The following is a 16,506-nucleotide window of genomic DNA, read 5'->3' as shown; positions in this document are numbered from 1 at the left end:
AGCTTGGGCGATTGGGTATAGTATCACTTTATTAGCGGTCAAAAAATCTATGGTAAGACGTCGCCAGCAAAACACATCACAAAAAAAGCCAACAACGGGCTTTGTTCGCATTATTAGTGGTTTATGGAGAGGCAGAAAACTCCCTGTTCATGACGCTGAAGGTTTGCGTCCAACCACTGACCGCGTGAAAGAAACCCTGTTTAACTGGTTAGCACAAGATGTGCCGCAAGCAAAATGCCTCGATTTATTTGCTGGCTCTGGTGGTTTGGGTTTTGAATCGGCTTCACGCCAAGCAGAACTCGTGACCATGATTGAGCTCAACCCGCAAGCTTTTCAGCAGTTACAAAAAAACGTCGCGTCGTTGAAAGCCACTAATATCCAAGTGGTGAACACCGATGCCTTGAGCTTTCTGAAACAACCAGGCACACCACATCACGTGGTTTTCATCGATCCACCTTTCCGTAAGGGATTATTGGATGAAACCGTGACCTTGTTAGAGCAAAACGGTTGGCTTGCAGAAGATGCAATGATTTATATTGAAACGGAAAAAGAGCTGAGCATTGCTGGGCTTCCGGAAAATTGGCACCTGCACAGAGAAAAAACCGCAGGCCAAGTCAGTTACCGTCTGTATGAACGTACCTCAGCCTAACGCCTCGATTTAAAAGGACACTAAAATGAAAGCACTACTTATCCTAGCTAAAGCGGCGATTGCCTTTGTTTGGCTGGTTTTGATTCTGAATATTGTGATGCCATTTCCAGGTAATGCTGCGATTGCGTTGTACATCATGACAGCCTTCTTGTTCATCATGCACGGTTTGCAAATGGCAATCTTCATTGGTGCATTTGGCGATAAGATTCAGATGAGCAGTTGGGAAAAGTATTCCATCTTGATTTTTGGTATTTTTGCCCTGCTCGACATTCGTCGTAAACACATGATGTAAACATCGTTATAAAGAAAAGCCGCTCACTGGAGCGGCTTTTTGTTGTCTTTGATTTATCCCAAATAGCTTTTCACACCATCTAGGAACATCTGGGTGGAAATCATCACCAATAACAAGCCCATCAAGCGTTCCACCGCTTTCAGGCCGCGTTCGCCCAACAGACGATTGAAAAAGCCATAGAACATCAAAATAAAGAAGGTCGCGCCCCACGCAATCACCACTGACGCTGAGAGTTCGACCAGTTTGTCGGGATGCTGGGAAGAAAGCAGAAGCAACGCGGCAATCACTGATGGGCCGGCAATCATTGGAATCGCCATCGGCACAATAAACGGCTCTTCACCCGCCGCTAACCCGGTGATGCTCCCTGCACTTGGGAAAATCATCTTAATTGCGATGATAAATAAGATGATGCCACCAGAGATACTCAAGGTTTCCGGCTGTACGTGCAAAAAGCTCAGGATGCTTTGTCCGGCGAACAAGAACAACATCAAAATCAATAAGGCAAAAATCAACTCGCGGATGAGCACCTTACGACGACGTTTGGGATCGATGTGTTTAAGAATGGACAACACAATGGGCAAATTGCCAAGAGGGTCCATGATAAGAAACAGCATGGTCGCTGCAGAAAGAATATCCATGTTCTGGCCTCGACGAAAAAAATGGCGACCAGTGTATAGTAAGGAGATTGCGCGAGTATACGGCTAAGGGCGAAATCAGATAATTCGCCCCCGATTACCGAAACAACCTCAGACGCCGCTTAATGGTTGCAAATACGCGCCATGTTGACGACGAACTTGCCTTCGAGTTCGCGAACCTTATCGCGCTGTAATAAAAAGGTTAGCAATGCATCTAAGTCTAGATCATTCAACTTACAGGTATGAAAGCGTACGTCTGCGCCAAAATGTTGTGCGAGCTCGTCGCGGCTCATTGGGGTTTCACGTAGTAGGTTTAGTAAGTTGTGAGCATGAATGCCACTCATCATTAACTCCAGTTAGCAAATAGAACCCGACCAGTGTACTGAAATCGTCGAGCACTGCTTTGACTTACGTTAGTAAATGATAGAAGCAACAATGAGTGCATGAGCAAGAAAGTAGCTACCACTTACCCAAACATACGCGCGCTTCATTGGTTTACGGAATCCGTGTATGGCGTAAGCGAGCGCGGAATACGTCATGATGACGGTGCCACTAAAGCCAATGGCATTCGCGTAGCTAGGCGTTTGTAGCCAAACCTCACCCGCCGCCCAAGCGAGCTGCACTAGCATTATGCCCATAGTCACAACGGGAAAAACGAGCGAATCTAACTGCGGTAAAAGAAGGAAAAACGCCACGATACTGGCGGCAAGCAACAAAGCCAACAACCACCACACGATATCGCCATTGAGCTGAACCCAAAAAGATTTGCTGTAGCACACTTGCGCTGCGAGATAGGCAGCAAAATAGATCAGCTTGCGAGTTTTAAACGAATGCAGCGTATCGGCGAACATAGAAACCACCAAACCACCAGCAATCCAGTAGCTGTGATCGGCCGACGGCCCTTGGGTTAGCACCAAAATAAGAAGAAGTAATAGCGTAAAGATTTTAAACACTAAGGATTGTGTCGGGTTCGCTTGCTTTGCACCCAACACGGAATACATACCTGATAACCCTATCGCCAGCCAACTCCACATGCCGTACATACCTTTTACTTAAACTCGCCGCTAGTCTAGGTAGACCAGTTTTGATGTAAAGACACAATCTACGAAAGTTGGATCTCGCTAGCGATTCGAAACATTTTGTAACCCTCTCTAGCGCTAGCAAAAATGATGTGGATTGGAATTCGTGGTTAGTGTTCACACGATTTCATAGTGTGTGTAAAAAAGCCAACTTGTGTGTATGACCATCAACACGGACAAACATCAACCACAAAAAGTCTGGTTACCCCTATTCATCCTGATATGGGAAAGAATGCCATGATAAGCCCATCTAAACATCACTCTCCAAGTAGATTTGTTTGTATTAAAAATATCATTAAAACAACGTAACCCAATGATAAATAAAAACACATTAACGTTAATGAGGGCAAAAACACCATTAGCCGCTCCACGCCTCACCAATCATACTTCCTTGCCAGATTTTCTCATCAGATAAGAAATTCTTGCACCATCCTAGTGCCTTCATTAACCACCGCCATAGAACAACACTCACTTTTCTCAACTTTTGAGAAATACAGACTAAATACTAAATCAACCACCAAACTGAGACAAAAAACAATATAACAGCCACTTATTAACCATTTATAACACATAAAAATCAACAACTTAAAACAAAAAAGTATAATTAAACCCCAAAGCGAACACTTTGAATACAGCCCAAAAAACACTGTTTTATTGGTCAATTTAAAGTAAAAACAGCCAAGTTAAGTATGAGTTTTGAAAAGTTTTCTACAGATACGTTGATCAACAGCCAAAAACAGTGCTATATTTATCCCATCGAGTTCATCAAAGATTTAAGGGGTAGTGTTATGATTTCATCTTCTCAAAAACAAGGGCTGGTTATGATTGCAGTGGTTGTGGGTTTAATGACACTGCCAATGATGTACTAAGTCACTGATTAAAAATAAAAAAGGACACTTTCGCGTCCTTTTTTATTTCTCAATTTTTAGGTTTACTGTATGTGCTCTGACAAGATGTCCCAATGCATGTAGTAAAAACCGAGTGCAGCGAGTGTGATTAGCGCCATTAGCAAAATAGCGGTTCGCCAAATAAAACGGGAACTTCTTGGCGTTAACTCTTTTTCACAGTCATCACACGCTGCCATGAAACCTTTTCGATCATCCAGCTTATAGTTGTCCTCATGCACAACTTTATTACGCACAGTGGCGATAAAACGCAATTTCGCGATCACATCATGAGGTAAGCGCTCTTCACAACTGCTGATAAGTTGGTGCAACCCTTTCCCTTCTGCGTGATATTGAGTACGCAAAAGCTTTTCGATCGTTCGGGTACGCATGACTACTTTTTCGATATCTGACATCGTAACCCTCCTTTACTGACCTTCCCTTCGTTAGTCATTTCATTCTTCTATAAATTTAGAGCTTTTTCGAGCGGTTAAGTGCAATTTTCCTTTCAAATTGTGCCCTTGCACGCATATAAACTGTGAAGTCCGCCGAATAAAATCTACACCCCTTTTATTAGATCACGAATAGTTTATCTCAACTCATAGTTTAATCAGGGAGTTCTGTAGAATAGGGCCCAATGAAACATTGGAGGTTATCATGCCAATCTCACTTATCTTGGCCATTTTTGCCCTCATCGCCCTTGGCGCATGGGTGTTCTTTCGTTTCTACAGCAAACATTACGTTGGTGAAGATGCGCCAGAACAAAGTGTTCAAGTCACGATTTTAGACAAACAAGCGATCGATGTGCCGGATGCGCAGCCGGGACAGGACGACCAAGAATATTGGATTTATGTGCAACGTGGCCCAATCGGCCCGAAACGAGAATTCCAAATTGGCGTGCACTATTACCACGCGCTTAATCCAGGCGATAAAGGCACCCTGACCTACTGCGGCGACAAATTCCTACATTTCGCCATCAAACGCTAACTTACGGCAGTAACCAACGAGTCTTGGCTGATTTCGAGAACAAATAACTCATCGCCAAGGCTCCCGCCCCACTTAACACAATCCACACAGGGATCACCCATACCGGATGACCGGTATACCAACCGAACTCTTTCATCGGCCATAAGAAGATTGGGTGAAGTAAGTAAAGGCCCAAGCTGTGCTGGCTGATAAAACTCACCACTTTCTGCACGTTCTTCGGCAACCCTTCCCCAAAATACCGACACAGCATAAAAATCATCGATGCCGCCAAAATCACGTTCAATGTTTTGTATGACAACCAACGCCCCACGGTGTATTTCTCCGCTTCCAAACTGTTGGTCACCACCATGGTGAATGTCACGGCTAACGCCACCAATCCAAACCCAGTGAACAACGTCACCATAGAGCGATTTAGTGGCACTTTTTGAAACAGTACATAACCCAAAGGCAGATAGCCCATATAGAGCCACATTTGGTTACTCCATGGCCCATCAATCTTGAACAGGAATAACGTGCTAGTGAACATCCAAAAAGCCAGATAGGTATAGAGGACGTTGTCATCGACATTACGTGCCATCCATTGGAATAGAGGAATCACGAAATACAGAGGAATAAAGTAATAGAAGAAGCCTAAATGGTAATAGGTGGCATGAAACGGACTATTACTCAGCACTTCTTTGACGGTTTCAAAATCGAATCCGTGTGCCGTCCAACCCGATAGATACGCGTAAAACATCGACCAAATCAGAAAAGGCACCAACACCTTCCCCAAACGCCGCTTCACGTAATACTTACCATCAAAAGGACGTGTATCACTGAGCATCAGAGCGCCCGTAATCAAAATAAATACCGGCACCGCCCATCGGGTCACGCTGTTCACTCCAACGGCGGTGAGCCATTGGTCCATTGGGATCACGCCCAACTCGTTTCGATAAGGCGCCAAGACATGAATAGCGATCACGGCCACTGCGGCGACGCAGCGCAATAAATCAAAAAACAGAACCCTTTCTCTCATATCCTTTCCTACCTTGGATCGCTTATCGTTTATAGCATAGGGCAATTTTCACTCAATTAAATAGTTAACAATCTGTTTTTGCTTATTTTTAACCCAACAATGACCTGTTAATTGTATTTAACCGATAAATACTGCTGAACAGAATCAATTGAAACGAAGCGATATGTGACCAACACTTTCTCGAATATGAAATAGATATAATGAACAGAACCTCCTAGGATACTGAGCACATTACAAAGAAAGGTCTTGTTATGAAGAAAACATTATTGGCGTCACTCGTATGTGTAGTGGCTTTAGCTGGATGTAATCAAAAGGAAGAGACCGAGGCACCTGCCCAATCGCAACCGGAAGCGAACCCAATCTGTAACTTAGAAAAACTGCCCGGCGGATGGTCGCAAAGTGACATGACCGATGAAGCTCAACCATTGCTTGATGTGGTACTCGCGCAAATGAACACTTCCGCTAAGTTAAAGCAAATCCTCAGTGTTCGCACTCAGGTGGTAAGCGGCATGAATTACGCGATTGAATTTGAAATGGATAATGGCGAAATCTGGAATACGATTGTCTACCGCTCGTTAGACGACGAAATCAAGATGACGCAACCTGCAAAACTTGGACGCTTCTGCTCATAATATGCAGACATAAAAAATGGCTCCCGATTGGAGCCATTTTTATTCACAATGTTCTGTTCAACCCATCACATTCATCAGAACTAAGCCGTGGCGATATTAGCTTTAGGCAACTTAATCGAAATCAACGTTGTCAGCGCCAAGAAAGCGAAAGAGACCCACAAACACGCCGCTAGTCCTGCTTCTTGGTAAATCCACCCCGACAATACCGTGCCAATCAAACGTCCCATGGCGTTGGCCATGTAGTAAAAACCGACATCCAACGAGACGCCGTCGCCTTTGGCATAGCTCACAATCAGATACGAATGCAGCGAAGAGTTAATGGCAAAGACCGCACCAAAAATCATCAGCCCAACCACAATCACGATTTCCGGCTGCCAACCAATTTGTACTCCGTAAGCAATCCCGCCCGTGATTAAGGCAAGAATCCCCGCCCACACTAATGCCGCACTTCCATCAGGCACGCGACCTTGCGCTTTACCCGTAATACGCGGTGCAAAACCTTGCACAAAGCCATACGCGATCACCCATGATGCTAAAAAGCCACCAACCCACAAGTGATCCCAGCCAAATACGCTGCCGAGATAAATCGGCAAAGCCACTACAAACCAGACATCCCGCGCACCAAACAGGAACATACGCGCTGCGGACAAAATGTTGACCGATTCAGACTTAGAAAAAATGTGGCTAAACTTAGGCTTATTTTTCGCTTTACCCATGTCGGCTTCTAGCCAGATCATACTGCAAATGAACACTACCGCGAGCACACTCGCCATAATAAACATCGAGTTTTGGAAACCCACCCAAGACAACAACAAGCCACCGACAAAGAACCCCGCCCCTTTGAGTGCGTTCTTCGAGCCCGTCAAAATCGCCACCCATTTGTAAAGTGCGCCTTGCTGCTCATCTGGTACTAGCGTCTTAATCGCACTCTTTGCACTCATCTTGTTGAGATCTTTAGCGATACCAGACAAAGCTTGCGCAGCCATCACCCAAGGAATCGTCAGCCAAGCGTTGGGCACAGCCAACATTAACAACGCAAACACTTGCATCGCTAGGCCAATATTCATGGTTTTGTTCAGGCCTAAACGGGCCCCTAACCAACCACCAATCAGATTGGTCACCACGCCAAAAAATTCATAGAAAAGAAAGAGCGAGGCAATGGCTAACGTTGAATAACCCAAGTCGTGAAAATAGAGCACCACCAGCATACGCAGCGCTCCGTCGGTTACGGTAAAGTTCCAATAGTTAAACGTCACTAACATGTACTGACGAATACTTTTGCTCAATTGAGAAATCATATTGACCTCTTATGTACAGCGATAGACGCATTTAGATCATCATGTTCTAAATACTGATTAACCTGCACACCAGCCATAAGGCGATACAACCTTAGTTCAAGTTTACAAACACGCTGGCATTTATAATTTAAAATTAATAATCAATAAAAACAAAAGGTTAAATTACCACCTTCCGCTTTATCGCTGAGCTATATTCCATTATAAAAGCCAGACAATAGCTTTTGGATCATGATGTTCCAAAAGCTATTTAAGCTGATCACGCGTCTTTTGCCACCCGTTCGATGTACTCAAGCTGCACTGGTTTGGTAAACGCGTCTGGGCGTAGTGCCTGAACTTCTCGCACGATATCGTCCAGCGTCCATTCTTTTTCTAGCAGTAAGTGAGCTGCGAGCAAACCAGTGCGACCCGAGCCGCCCATGCAGTGCATCGCAACTTTGCCATCTTGAGCAAGAATCGCATGCAGTTCAGGGCTAGCTTGTTGCCACTTCACCGCGAAATCCTCACTGGGTGCGCAATCATCTTCAATCTCGATCTGGAACCATTTCATGCCCAGTTGTTGGGTAACTTCACCCAAATCCGCGACGTCTTTCGATGCTAGCTCAGCATTGTCCAATGCCGTAACCACCGCTTGAACACCCTGCTCTTTTAATTGCTGTAAAGACGTTTGCAAATCAACGCCTTTCGTACCCGGGCACGGTGTTAGGACTAATGCACCAGAGTCCAAATCTAATTGCCATGTAGGATGAGACATTGTGAACTCCTATTAAGCCAAACCAACGTTACGAACCAGTTCTGCGGTGCGCGTTGCGTAACCCATTTCATTGTCGTACCACGCGTAAATCTTCACCATGCGAGAACCAACGACCATTGTTGAGAGTGCATCAACGATGGTTGAGCGTTGATCGCCTTTGTAATCGATCGACACCAACGGACGCTCTTCAAAGCCAAGAATGCCTTTTAGCTCACCTTCTGACGCTTCTTTCAGCAAAGCATTCACTTCTTCTGCGGTGGTATCGCGTTTCACATCGAAGATGATGTCTGTCAGTGACGCATTCGCCAACGGGACACGCACTGCGTGGCCGTTAATCTTGCCTTTTAAATCAGGGAAAATTTCCACAATCGCAGTCGCACTGCCCGTGGTGGTCGGGATAAGACTCATACCACACGCACGGGCACGACGCAGATCTTTGTGCGGTGCATCCAAAATGGTTTGCGTATTGGTCAAATCATGAATCGTCGTGAAAGAGGATTGCTCAATGCCCAATTTCTCATGAATGACTTTTACTACTGGTGCGATGCAGTTGGTCGTGCACGAAGCCGCTGTCACGATACGATGTTTGTCAGGATCGAAAATGTGGTCGTTCACGCCAACAACGATGTTCGCAATGCCTTCTTCTTTCACTGGTGCGCTAACCACCACTCGCTTCACGCCCTGATCGAGATATTGGTCAAGGTACGATGTTTTGCGGTGCACGCCTGTCGCTTCAATCACAACATCACAACCAGACCAATTCACTGCATCGATGTCGCGATGCTGCGTCGTCGCGATGCGCTTGCCATTGATGACGAGTTCATTTCCCTCAACCTGCACTTCATGGTGCCAACGGCCTTGAACAGAGTCGAACTCCAATAAGTGCCCCAACGTTGCTGCATCGCCCGCAACATCATTGATTTGCACAAATTCCAATTCTGGCCAATCGAATGCCGCGCGCAGCGCCAAACGCCCAATGCGCCCAAACCCGTTAATCCCAACTTTAATCGTCATAGTCTTACCCTTTAATCTTCAACCTTGAATCTTTGTTCGCTGTTAACAGCAAGCCTCACGACTTTTATCGTGCAAGCGTGTAATGTCGTCTTGGTATTCTTGCTTCAAGCAATTCGATGCTACTAAGTCTTCAATCAACTTGCGCATCCATCCTGGCAATTGCTGCGATAACTCGTAGTACACCCATTGTCCCTGACGCTTATCGACTAAAATGCCACTCGATCTTAACTGAGCAAGATGACGAGAAACTTTCGGCTGACTCTCTTGCAATGCAAACGCCAAATCACCTACGCAAATTTCTCCTTCGCGGGCCACCAGCATTAAGCAGCGCACACGAGTCTCGTCAGATAAAAGCTTGAAAAACTGATGTGGAAGCATAGTTAACATACCTATATATGGATATGCGTATATGTTTATTTAATTGTGCCAAGGCGTCAAGAGCCTCGCCCTTGCCTTCATAAAAGTTTCATACTAATTGAGAGAATTAGACCGTGACGACGCTTTGGCTCCAGCGAACCGCTTCACTTAACGAGGCTTTGACTTCATCGAATGACAAACCCAACTGACCCGAGAGCTTTTCGACGCCATGCCAATCAGCTCGCTCGTAGCATTCTTCTAGCGAGATCAGCACGCCGTATTCACCCTTGCGATGCAGTAACGCTTGCTGCACAGAATCACTCAACGGCAGTTGCTTCACCAAGGCTTCGATCGATAAGTCGAGCATGGCATCTAAGATCGACAATAAGCCGACCATAAAGCCTTGCTCATTAAGATGAGAAAAAGGTTGGTAACGCGACATCAGCTCACAGAACTGGGCACGTTGCAAAGAGAGGTTGTACAACTCACGCGGTTTGTTGCTTGAGATGTAAGACGCCACCACCAAAGAGACAAATTGCTTCAGCTTGTCTTGACCAAGGTAAATCAGCGCCTGACGGAACGAGCTGATTTCCACCTCTAATGTGGTGATCTGGGTATTCACAAAACGCAGTAACTTGTACGACAAGGCCACATCTTGCGTAATGATGCTTTCAATGCGGTCAAAATCCGGCTCTGGCGCGCAGACTTCCCGAAACAGTTGTAACGCTAACACCTGCTCCGGACTGACGTATTTGGTTTGTGACACCAATGGCTTGCTAAAAAAGTAGCCTTGAAAGAATTTAAAGCCCGCCGCTTTGGCTTGCTCAAACTCTTCTGCGGTTTCGACGCGTTCCGCTAAAAAGTGATATTTGACGCGCTTGGCGAGGTGGGTTTTAACCAGTTCACACGCTTTTTCTAGCCCCATCGCCATGATATCGAGTTTAACGATGTGCACATAAGGTAAGAAGCGACGCCACTCCGGCGTTAAGGTGAAATCATCCAGCGCGATCAAATAACCTTCTCGATATAACTCGCGAATTGCATCGAGAAGATCATCGGTAGGTTGGCAAGTCTCTAAGACTTCTACGACGATTTTGTTTTTTGGCAAGCTGCGAGGCAAACGGCGTACCAAGCTCTGATGAGGAAAGTTGATGAAGCATCGCGAAGACGCAATCACTGGGTTAGTACCCAGTGATAGAAAGTTCTCGACGATTAATCGGTATGTCGCTCGGTTTGATTCGATATGAGCGGGATAGGCGTTGCTTTCTCCATCTCTAAATAACAATTCATAACCCAGCGTCTGTCTTTTACGGTTAAAAATCGGCTGACGAGCGACATACGTTGTATTCATGCGATAGAACTACCTATAAATGGCTTAGGATTTTGCAGCCGCTAATAATGCGCCACAACCCATAAACATTGAACCGAATACTTTGTTAATTTTACCCATGATCTTGTCTGAACGGATAAAGCGTCCCATCTGCGCCGCTAACGTGGTGTAACCCAACATTACGCACGCATCAATTACCACTGTCGTCACCCCTAGCGCCAACAATTGCGTCAGTTGGTCTTTTGCAGGGTCGATAAACTGTGGGAACAACGCCACCAAAAAGACGATCGATTTAGGGTTAGTCAGGTTAATTAAAACGGCTTTATACAATAATGCGCTACCTGACATCTCTTTGTGACTCTCATTGGCAATCAAGCCGGAAGTATCACGCCATTTCTGAATACCCAACCATACAAGGTAAGCCGCACCTACCCATTTAATGATAGTAAACGCAGTTGCCGATTGCGCCACCAGCGCACCGATGCCAGCGCCAACCAAGGCGATGTGAATCGCGAGTCCGATTTGCAGACCAACAATCGCGCCAAGCGATTTACGCGTACCGTAACTCAAGCCATTGCTGATTGAGTTAACCGTGCCAGAACCCGGAGCCAAACTAAAAACGATTGCAGTTACCACATAGGCCAACCAAACGTGGGTATCCATTGCATTTCCTCACTAATTCTTCGATGATACATCGCGTCTACAATGTATCTTCAGGTAATCGACTAATGGCTACTAACCATTCACCTTTGACTTATACTCAAGAGACTTTATTTGAGCAAACAATTGGTGGTCCGATCGCAGCACTTTGGCAAACTCGCCAAGAGGGCTTTGTTAAAGGGACAGAGAAAAAGAAAATCTACTGGTGCAAACTCACCCACCCTGAACACAAAAAAGCCGTGCTGATCGTCAATGGCCGCATCGAATCTTCCTGGAAGTACCAAGAGCTGTTTTACGATCTCTACCGCCAAGGTTACGATGTGTATTCCTTTGACCACCGAGGACAAGGTTTATCAGATCGCCTATTATCTGACTCTGATATGGGTCACGTCTATGACTTTACTGACTATATTGATGATATGGACGTGGTGATCAAACAACACGACCTTAAACAATATCAGCAGTGCTTTATCATCGCGCACTCCATGGGCGGTGCCATCGCGACGCGCTACCTGCAAACCCACCCAGAGCACCCATTCACTGGTTTGATTTTAAGCGCACCCATGTTTGGCATTAACTTGCCGTGGTACTTATCACCTATCGCTATCCCAGTGACGCAAATTCTTTCTGCCGTGTCACCACTGCCGCGTTATGCGCCGGGCCACAAGCCGTACTTTCCCAAGCCTTTTGAGGACAATCCTCTCAGCCAAAGCGCAGGCCGCTACCAGTGGTTTCGCAATCTCTATACAGAAAAACCGGAACTGCAAGTCGGCGGACCAAGCACGCGCTGGGTATGGCAAGGACTCATGGCAGCGAAACAGTGCTTTTTGTTAACTCGCCAAGTAAAAGTGCCTGTGCTACTGGTTCAAGCCGGCAATGATCGTATCGTCAGCAATCTCGCGCAAAAACGCTTTATCGAGAAGCTGCGTAAAACCAATCCTCATGCGGCATTGCTTTCTATTGAAGGCGCACAGCATGAAATCTTGTTCGAAACAGACCAGTACCGCAATCAAGCGCTCGATGCGATCTTCCGCTTTATGGATGACCCTACTTCGTCGTCAGACGAAAAAATGCAATAAGAGTTGTAGGCGACCACTTCACCGCAATGATTAAAGAGGAAATGTCTCTCAAACGATTTACCCTCTTTTTCATCCTTATTTTGGCGTACACTGCTTGCGTCTGTTTCGCCCACCTCGCACGTTTAACGAGGAAAGCAGGCAGCATTAAGTTCCCCCGCATTCGGAGCAGTATGATCTAGTCAGTCTACTGTACTCCGTTTGCAATCAACCTGTTCCACTCTATCCAAACCGTTTACGAGGGCTTCATGAGCACATCGCTACCTTGCAAAGAGATCACTAAAATCGTTGCCTCAGATCTGGATGGCACGTTACTGGCACCAAACCATCAGCTAAGTGCTTACTCAAAAGAGACGCTAAAAGCGCTGCATGAAAAGGGTTACACCTTTGTCTTTGCAACGGGTCGCCACCACGTAGACGTTGCAAGCATTCGTCGCCAAGTGGGCATTCCGGCTTACATGATCACCTCAAACGGTGCGCGTGTTCATGACCAAAACGATCAACTGATGTACAGTGAAAACGTACCTGCGGATTTGGTTCAAGGCGTGATCGACACGATCAAACATGATCACGAGATACTTATCCACATGTATCAAAACGACAGTTGGCTGATGAACAAAGACGACGAAACACTGCGTGATTTCCATGACGAATTCACATACGTCTTATTCGATGAAGACCAAGCGCCAACCGACGGCATTGCGAAAATTTTCTTCACCCATCCAGCGCAAGATCATGAACGTTTGGTGGTGTTTGAAAACAAACTGCGTGAACAGTTTGGCGATAAATTGAATATCGCGTTTTCTACTCCTTGGTGCTTAGAAGTAATGAGTGCGGGCGTTTCGAAAGGCCACGCGCTACAAGCAGTCGCAGAAACTCTGGGTTTAGCGCTCGAAAACTGCATTGCATTTGGCGACGGCATGAATGATGTCGAAATGCTATCAATGGCAGGCAAAGGCTTAGTAATGGGCACATCGCACGAGAAAGTGATGAAAGCGCTGCCAAACAATGAAGTGATTGGCAGCAACGCAGACGATGCCGTGGCGCATTACCTGCAAGATCACCTGCTCTAACCCTTGGGTTAACAACAAAATCACGAAGGGCTGCAATTTGCAGCCCTTTTTTTATCTCTGGCTTGGTAACTTCTCTTTGCCAAGAATCGCTTCCCACTCATCTTCGGTCACAGGCATGATCGAAAGACGATTTCCGCGTTTCACCAGCGGCATGTTCTCAAGTTCAGGCATCGCTTTCATGACCGACAGAGGGATCACCCGCGCGGTTTTACGCACAAACTCAATATCGACCATGATCCAACGAGGGTTATCTGGGTCCGATTTTGGGTCGTAATAATCACTTTCTGGGTCGAACTGAAAATGGTCGGGATAGGCTTCTCGCACGACTTTGGCAATCCCCGCCACGCCAACATTTTTACAGGAAGAGTGGTAAATCAGGACGAAATCGCCCACCTTTACTTGGTCACGCATCATATTGCGCGCCTGATAATTACGAACTCCCTCCCAACATGAAACCTTTTGGGTTCTAAGCGTGTCAATAGAAAAGGTATCTGGTTCTGTTTTAAATAACCAATATGCCATAATGCCATCCGATGCCGATTGAGTAACAATAATGAGGAAGATATAACATGAAGGCTTTGAAAAACCCAGTGGCACTCGCCACTCTGCTGGTTCTGCAAGCATGTAGTTCGCAACCGCCACAATCTGGCGCGGAAACACCAACCTCTCCACCAGCATCATTAGATAAGCCTGAAACTATTCAACCTCAAACTTTTATGTTGCGCGGCAAAGTAATCATCGGCCATGAAAGCCAATACATCATGCCTTGCGGCAGCGACAAACAATATTGGTTGCAACTGTCACCACAACAAATTCAACGCGCCATTAAGCTCGGCAACGAACCCTACCAAACCATGTATGGCGAAGTCATCGGTCATCTTAATCCTCCGGGCATTGATGGTTTCTCTGCGGATTTCGACGCCAACTTTGTGGTTGAGCAAGTGAACTTCCTCACTACCGAAAACCCAAATCGTTGCAGCCAACCGCAAAAACCAACGCGTGTATTTGGCAACGAGCCGTCTTGGGCAGCCAGTTTTGAAGCCAATGCGCTTAAGTTCCAACAAATGGGTAAAACCACCGAAATGCTGTCTATTAAAAGCAGTCAACTGCAGCCACGCCAACGCACTTATAGGCTTGATGATGGCGAACTGCGCATGACGGAAAACCTCTGTTCAGACACCATGAGCGACTCTTTATATGGCTGGAAAGCAACTCTCAAACACGATGGAAACACTTACCAAGGGTGTGGCATGGCAGCGAACGTTGATGCAACGCTTGGCTGGGCAAATACCTATGTAGCCACCTCAACGCAATCACAAGGTTTTGAGGTGCAAATGACCTTAAACCCTGACCACAGCGCCACGACGAAATACAGCTACTCAAACGGTCAAGACCCATTAGTGGAACGCGGTTTCTGGCAACAGTTGAGCCCGTCGCAAGTTCAAGTTGTGATGACCCACCACCAGCAACAACGTTTGATGTCTGAGCGACTCTTTACGCGCGAAGGTAACCAACTCAAAGCCACCAAGGAAAAAGTGGGCAGCATGGTGTACCCGATCGCCGATGGTGGCTTAGTGCTTTACCCAGCAACCGCTCGTGACGCAGGCGTTCAACAACCGGCGGCGAAGCGTGCAGACCAACCTATCGGCAGTGCTGACATCCCATCCAGTGCCGATTTCGATTCCAAAGTCGATGCTGCGGTACGTAACTACTTCTTCATCCATCAAACCGACCCAAGCAATAACCAATACCGCTGGCTAACGTACGATCTCAATAGTGATGGTAATGAAGAACTGCTGGTTCAATTGGATTGGTGCGGCTCAGGCGGTTGTACGCTCTTGGTGTTCGAAAACCATGAAAAAGAATGGCGCTTCAACAGTCGAATTACACTGGTAAGAAGCCCAATGATGCTCGGCCAACAAACGTCGCACGGTTGGCGCGACCTGATTTTCGATGTTAGTGGCGGCGGCGCAACACCAGCAAAACATGTCATGCAATACACTGGCGTAAGCTACCCTCTGAACCCGAGCATGGCACCAACAGCCACACCAGGACAAATCAGTGGTGTTCGTCTGTTCTCGGATGGTATTAGCCCTGTGCGTGAAGGGGTTCGACTGTAATGTCACAACCGTGCCCCCATTGCGGCTTTCAGTTCAACTGTATTTGCTCGCTGGTGCCGAAACTCACCAGCAAGCACGAAATACTGCTATTGATGCACCCAAATGAGCTAACTCGTGACACCAATACGGGCCAGCTGTTACAGCATTGCCAACTCAACGTCGAGCAAGCAATCTGGGATCGCAAACAACCACCAGCAGAGTTGCTCACTCGCTTGGCTGATCCTTCGCTGTACCCGGTAATTCTATTCCCAAGTGAAGAAAGCGTCACACTCGAACATGTGGAAATGCAAAGCCAGCAACAAGCCAAAATGCCGCTGTACATTATTTTGGATGCCACTTGGCAAGAAGCACGCAAGATGATCAATAAGAGTCGCTGGTTAGAAGGTATCCCTACCATGGGACTTTCCGTACTCGCCGATTCTCAATATCAACTGCGACGTAATCAGCAACAAGGCAACTTGTGCACCTTTGAGGTTGCTGCCCACTTATTAGGTCAACTTGGTGAACAAGATAACCAACAGCAAATGCATACGTTCTTTGCTCACTACCTTGCGCTGTTCCAAGCTGAGAAAAGTGGCCATGCTCTCAAGCCGTCACCACGCTCTCTCGAATAAACCCAATCGACGAAACAAAAAACGCAGCCAAGGCTGCGTT

20 protein-coding genes are annotated in these 16,506 nt (G+C 46.5%); 8 read left to right on the top strand and 12 right to left on the bottom strand.

Going from position 1 to position 16,506, the window contains the following annotated elements; genetic code table 11:
• The first annotated feature begins 49 nt into the window (after nt 1-49).
• Complete coding sequence (gene rsmD, locus UF05_RS05075; RefSeq protein ID WP_005455148.1) at nt 50-649, top strand: 16S rRNA (guanine(966)-N(2))-methyltransferase RsmD; 600 nt, start codon at nt 50-52, stop codon at nt 647-649.
• Between the two features lie 25 nt (nt 650-674).
• The gene (locus UF05_RS05070; protein ID WP_005496405.1) at nt 675-941 is read left to right on the top strand and encodes a DUF1145 domain-containing protein; all 267 of its coding nucleotides are present in this window, start codon (nt 675-677) and stop codon (nt 939-941) included.
• A 53-nt stretch (nt 942-994) separates the two neighbouring features.
• Here the strand turns inward: UF05_RS05070 and UF05_RS05065 are convergent, their stop codons facing one another.
• The 4 genes from UF05_RS05065 to UF05_RS05045 form a co-directional block, all read right to left on the bottom strand.
• Complete coding sequence (locus UF05_RS05065) at nt 995-1,579, bottom strand: YhgN family NAAT transporter (RefSeq protein ID WP_005455144.1); 585 nt, start codon at nt 1,577-1,579, stop codon at nt 995-997.
• Nucleotides 1,580-1,698: 119 nt separating this feature from the next.
• Entirely contained in the window at nt 1,699-1,920 is a 222-nt protein-coding gene (locus UF05_RS05060) for a YecH family metal-binding protein (RefSeq protein WP_025795794.1), read from the bottom strand.
• A gap of 69 nt (nt 1,921-1,989) precedes the next feature.
• On the bottom strand, nt 1,990-2,610 hold the full coding sequence (locus tag UF05_RS05055) for a lysoplasmalogenase (RefSeq protein ID WP_005481960.1): 621 nt from the start codon (nt 2,608-2,610) through the stop codon (nt 1,990-1,992).
• 976 nt (nt 2,611-3,586) lie between these two features.
• Nucleotides 3,587-3,955, bottom strand: a complete 369-nt coding sequence (locus tag UF05_RS05045) for a hypothetical protein (protein ID WP_005489749.1) — start codon at nt 3,953-3,955, stop codon at nt 3,587-3,589.
• Nucleotides 3,956-4,196: 241 nt separating this feature from the next.
• Between UF05_RS05045 and UF05_RS05040 the strand changes: the two genes are divergently transcribed.
• On the top strand, nt 4,197-4,526 hold the full coding sequence (locus UF05_RS05040; RefSeq protein ID WP_015297474.1) for a DUF2500 domain-containing protein: 330 nt from the start codon (nt 4,197-4,199) through the stop codon (nt 4,524-4,526).
• A 1-nt stretch (nt 4,527) separates the two neighbouring features.
• Here the strand turns inward: UF05_RS05040 and UF05_RS05035 are convergent, their stop codons facing one another.
• The gene (locus UF05_RS05035) at nt 4,528-5,541 is read right to left on the bottom strand and encodes an acyltransferase (protein WP_045545911.1); all 1,014 of its coding nucleotides are present in this window, start codon (nt 5,539-5,541) and stop codon (nt 4,528-4,530) included.
• 251 nt (nt 5,542-5,792) lie between these two features.
• Between UF05_RS05035 and UF05_RS05030 the strand changes: the two genes are divergently transcribed.
• Nucleotides 5,793-6,173, top strand: a complete 381-nt coding sequence (locus tag UF05_RS05030; RefSeq protein WP_020839828.1) for a cystatin family protein — start codon at nt 5,793-5,795, stop codon at nt 6,171-6,173.
• Between the two features lie 80 nt (nt 6,174-6,253).
• Here UF05_RS05030 and arsJ read toward each other — a convergent pair whose 3' ends face one another.
• The 6 genes from arsJ to rhtB all read right to left on the bottom strand — a co-directional run bounded on the left by arsJ (nt 6,254) and on the right by rhtB (nt 11,586).
• Nucleotides 6,254-7,471 carry an organoarsenical effux MFS transporter ArsJ gene (gene arsJ, locus UF05_RS05025; RefSeq protein WP_045545912.1) on the bottom strand — a complete coding sequence of 406 codons (1,218 nt, stop codon included), beginning with the start codon at nt 7,469-7,471 and terminating at the stop codon, nt 6,254-6,256.
• 256 nt (nt 7,472-7,727) lie between these two features.
• Nucleotides 7,728-8,222 (bottom strand): cyclin-dependent kinase inhibitor 3 family protein, encoded by a 495-nt coding sequence (locus UF05_RS05020; RefSeq protein WP_045545913.1) that lies wholly within the window; start codon nt 8,220-8,222, stop codon nt 7,728-7,730.
• Between the two features lie 12 nt (nt 8,223-8,234).
• Entirely contained in the window at nt 8,235-9,236 is a 1,002-nt protein-coding gene (locus UF05_RS05015) for an ArsJ-associated glyceraldehyde-3-phosphate dehydrogenase (protein ID WP_005459102.1), read from the bottom strand.
• Between the two features lie 42 nt (nt 9,237-9,278).
• On the bottom strand, nt 9,279-9,614 hold the full coding sequence (locus tag UF05_RS05010; protein WP_005478993.1) for a metalloregulator ArsR/SmtB family transcription factor: 336 nt from the start codon (nt 9,612-9,614) through the stop codon (nt 9,279-9,281).
• 106 nt (nt 9,615-9,720) lie between these two features.
• The gene (locus tag UF05_RS05005) at nt 9,721-10,944 is read right to left on the bottom strand and encodes an EAL and HDOD domain-containing protein (protein WP_005459079.1); all 1,224 of its coding nucleotides are present in this window, start codon (nt 10,942-10,944) and stop codon (nt 9,721-9,723) included.
• A gap of 24 nt (nt 10,945-10,968) precedes the next feature.
• Complete coding sequence (gene rhtB / locus UF05_RS05000; RefSeq protein WP_005459098.1) at nt 10,969-11,586, bottom strand: homoserine/homoserine lactone efflux protein; 618 nt, start codon at nt 11,584-11,586, stop codon at nt 10,969-10,971.
• Nucleotides 11,587-11,651: 65 nt separating this feature from the next.
• Between rhtB and UF05_RS04995 the strand changes: the two genes are divergently transcribed.
• Together UF05_RS04995 and UF05_RS04990 are read left to right on the top strand one after the other, a co-directional pair.
• Nucleotides 11,652-12,662, top strand: a complete 1,011-nt coding sequence (locus UF05_RS04995; protein WP_045545914.1) for an alpha/beta fold hydrolase — start codon at nt 11,652-11,654, stop codon at nt 12,660-12,662.
• Nucleotides 12,663-12,907: 245 nt separating this feature from the next.
• Nucleotides 12,908-13,732: a Cof-type HAD-IIB family hydrolase gene (locus UF05_RS04990; RefSeq protein WP_025607035.1), complete on the top strand. Its 825-nt coding sequence runs from the start codon at nt 12,908-12,910 to the stop codon at nt 13,730-13,732.
• A gap of 51 nt (nt 13,733-13,783) precedes the next feature.
• Here UF05_RS04990 and UF05_RS04985 read toward each other — a convergent pair whose 3' ends face one another.
• Nucleotides 13,784-14,254: an EVE domain-containing protein gene (locus UF05_RS04985; protein WP_011106124.1), complete on the bottom strand. Its 471-nt coding sequence runs from the start codon at nt 14,252-14,254 to the stop codon at nt 13,784-13,786.
• A 47-nt stretch (nt 14,255-14,301) separates the two neighbouring features.
• Between UF05_RS04985 and UF05_RS04980 the strand changes: the two genes are divergently transcribed.
• Together UF05_RS04980 and UF05_RS04975 are read left to right on the top strand one after the other, a co-directional pair.
• Entirely contained in the window at nt 14,302-15,852 is a 1,551-nt protein-coding gene (locus UF05_RS04980) for a COG3650 family protein (protein WP_045545915.1), read from the top strand.
• Entirely contained in the window at nt 15,852-16,466 is a 615-nt protein-coding gene (locus UF05_RS04975) for a tRNA-uridine aminocarboxypropyltransferase (protein ID WP_020839833.1), read from the top strand. Before UF05_RS04980 ends, UF05_RS04975 begins: the two co-directional genes overlap by 1 nt.
• Nucleotides 16,467-16,506 lie beyond the last annotated feature (40 nt).

Source organism: Vibrio sp. S457-15 (assembly GCF_000960545.1).
Lineage (GTDB): Bacteria > Pseudomonadota > Gammaproteobacteria > Enterobacterales > Vibrionaceae > Vibrio > Vibrio parahaemolyticus.
Note: the sequence above shows the minus strand (reverse complement) of the source record. Positions and strands in the feature narration are given on the sequence as shown.